Origin of the sequence: Labrys sp. LIt4, assembly GCF_017813775.1 — a bacterium.
Lineage (GTDB): Bacteria > Pseudomonadota > Alphaproteobacteria > Rhizobiales > Labraceae > Labrys > Labrys okinawensis_A.
The window spans coordinates 1-2,500 of sequence record NZ_JAGIPY010000035.1; the positions used below are offsets into that span (position 1 = coordinate 1).

General features: G+C 54.6%; 1 tRNA gene and 2 rRNA genes (1 of these 3 cut by a window edge). All 3 read right to left on the reverse strand.

The window, feature by feature from the left end:
- Positions 1 to 77, reverse strand: a tRNA-Met gene (locus tag J8I29_RS29480).
- A gap of 43 nt (positions 78 to 120) precedes the next feature.
- Positions 121 to 235, reverse strand: a 5S ribosomal RNA gene (rrf, locus tag J8I29_RS29485).
- 152 nt (positions 236 to 387) lie between these two features.
- Positions 388 to 2,500: ribosomal RNA gene (locus tag J8I29_RS29490) — 23S ribosomal RNA — on the reverse strand (it continues 695 nt past the right edge of the window).

Sequence of the window (2,500 nt, forward strand, 5' to 3'; positions counted from 1 at the left end):
TGGTTGCGGGGGCAGGATTTGAACCTGCGGCCTTCAGGTTATGAGCCTGACGAGCTACCGGGCTGCTCCACCCCGCGGCAGGTATTTGTAGCATGGTTTATTGAGAAGTTTGCTTTGCAGGCCTGGCAACGACCTACTCTCCCAGGTCTTGAGACATAGTACCATCGGCGCTGAGGAGTTTAACGGCCGAGTTCGGGATGGGATCGGGTTGAGGCTCCTCGCTAGTGCCACCAGGCCGGCGAAGCAAAATCTGAATGCGTAGGATGCAGGGCATCGCACGCACATGCGCATCGACAGGTTAGTGTCGTGATGAGCATGGCAAGATGTATTGGTCTTTGGTTTTCACATTGAGCAGCTTTGCTGCGTTGTGAGTATTGATAAATGAGAGCGATCAAGCCGATCAAGCTATTAGTACCGGTAAGCTGCACGGCTCGCGCCGCTTCCACACCCGGCCTATCAACGTGGTGGTCTACCACGGCTTTCGAGGGAGAACTCATCTTGAGGTGGGTTTCCCGCTTAGATGCCTTCAGCGGTTATCCCGACCGTACATAGCTACCCTGCACTGCGGCTGGCGCCACAACAGGTCCACCAGAGGTACGTCCATCCCGGTCCTCTCGTACTAAGGACAGATCCTCTCAATTCTCCTACGCCCACGCCAGATAGGGACCAAACTGTCTCACGACGTTTTGAACCCAACTCACGTACCACTTTAATCGGCGAACAGCCGAACCCTTGGGACCTTCTCCAGCCCCAGGATGTGATGAGTCGACATCGAGGTGCCAAACGATTCCGTCGATATGGACTCTTGGGAATCATCAGCCTGTTATCCCCGGCGTACCTTTTATTCGTTGAGCGATGGCCGTTCCACAACGGACCACCGGATCACTATGGCCGACTTTCGTCTCTGCTCGACTTGTCAGTCTCGCAGTCAGGCGGGCTTATGCCATTGCACTCGACGAGCGATTTCCGACCGCTCTGAGCCCACCGTCGCACGCCTCCGTTACTCTTTGGGAGGCGACCGCCCCAGTCAAACTACCCACCATACACTGTCCCGGGCCCGGATGACGGGTCGCGGTTAGACATCCATGATCGTAAGGGTGGTATTTCAAGGGTGGCTCCACATGGGCTGGCGCCCCTGCTTCATAGCCTACCACCTATCCTACACATGCAAGCACGAATGCCAGTGTAAAGTTATAGTAAAGGTGCACGGGGTCTTTCCGTCTAAGCGCAGGTACCCCGCATCTTCACGGGGAATTCAATTTCACTGAGTCTATGCTGGAGACAGCGGGGAGATCGTTACGCCATTCGTGCAGGTCGGAACTTACCCGACAAGGAATTTCGCTACCTTAGGACCGTTATAGTTACGGCCGCCGTTTACCGGGGCTTCGATTCAAAGCTTGCACCTCTCCTCTTAACCTTCCGGCACCGGGCAGGCGTCAGACCCTATACGTCGCCTTGCGGCTTAGCAGAGCCCTGTGTTTTTGTTAAACAGTCGCCACCCCCTAGTTTGTGCCCCTCGCCCATGGTTGCCCACGAACGAGGCCTCCTTATCCCGAAGTTACGGAGGCAAATTGCCGAGTTCCTTCAGCATAGTTCTCTCAAGCGCCTTGGTATACTCTACCAGTCCACCTGTGTCGGTTTCGGGTACGGTCTGATGTGGGAGCTATTTCCTGGAACCTCGTGATGGCATGTTCAATCCGATAAGAACACACCACGGAAGAGATCCGTCACTACCCACTGGTTGAGGAATATTCACCTCATTCCCATCGACTACGCTTTTCAGCCTCGCCTTAGGGGCCGACTAACCCTGCGCAGATTAGCTTTACGCAGGAACCCTTGGACTTTCGGCGACAGTGTCTCTCACACTGTTTGTCGTTACTCATGCCAGCATTCGCACTTCCAATACCTCCAGAGCTGCTCACGCATACTCCTTCACAGGCCTATGGAACGCTCCGCTACCGCGTGCTTGCGCACACCCACAGCTTCGGCTCGTGGCTTGAGCCCCGTTACATTTTCGGCGCAAAGACCCTTGTTTAGACCAGTGAGCTGTTACGCTTTCTTTAAAGGATGGCTGCTTCTAAGCCAACCTCCTGGTTGTTATGGGATCCTCACATCCTTTACCACTTAGCCACGAATTAGGGGCCTTAGCTGGTGGTCAGGGTTTTTTCCCTCTCGACGACGGACGTTAGCACCCGCCGTCTGTCTGCCGCATAGTGTTTCCAGGTATTCGGAGTTTGGTTAGGTTTGGTAGATCGGTAAGACCCCCTAGCCCATCCAGTGCTCTACCCCCTGGAACATTCGTGCGACGCACTACCTAAATAGTTTTCGCGGAGAACCAGCTATTTCCGAGTTTGATTGGCCTTTCACCCCTAGCCACAAGTCATCCGAGGCTTTTTCAACAGACACCGGTTCGGTCCTCCAGTGGGTGTTACCCCACCTTCAACCTGCTCATGGCTAGATCACATCGGTTTCGGGTCTAATAAGACGGACTGAACGCCCT